Consider the following 483-nt stretch of genomic DNA (forward strand, 5'->3'; position numbering starts at 1 on the left):
CCATAGCAGACAATATCGGCCTGGTTACCGAGCGGATCCGTGCCGCGGCCCAGGCCGTGCAACGCGATGAAACCAGCGTGCACTTGCTGGCCGTGAGCAAGACCAAACCCGCGCAAGCCGTGCGCGAAGCCTACGCCGCCGGGATGCGCGACTTCGGCGAGAACTACCTGCAGGAAGCCCTGGGCAAACAGGCCGATTTAACCGATCTGCCCTTGAGTTGGCACTTCATCGGCCCCATTCAATCGAACAAGACACGCGCTATCGCCGAGAACTTCGCTTGGGTGCATTCCGTGGACCGCCTGAAAATTGCCCAACGCCTGTCCGAACAACGCCCGGCCGACCTGCCGCCGCTCAATATCTGCATTCAGGTCAATGTCAGTGGCGAAGCCAGCAAGTCCGGCTGTACACCCGCCGACCTGCCAGCGCTGGCCGAGGCGATCCAGGCCCTGCCCCGCTTGAAGCTGCGCGGCCTGATGGCGATCC

General features: G+C 63.1%; 1 protein-coding gene. It reads left to right on the top strand.

The features are described from left to right. Window positions 1–2: 2 nt before the first annotated feature. Window positions 3–483 (top strand): YggS family pyridoxal phosphate-dependent enzyme (locus tag JFT66_RS29655; RefSeq protein ID WP_198860631.1); only part of this gene is annotated, 481 nt, incomplete at its 3' end.

Origin of the sequence: Pseudomonas sp. MF6755, assembly GCF_016405635.1 — a bacterium.
In the GTDB taxonomy this organism is placed as follows: Bacteria; Pseudomonadota; Gammaproteobacteria; order Pseudomonadales; family Pseudomonadaceae; genus Aquipseudomonas; species Aquipseudomonas haemolytica.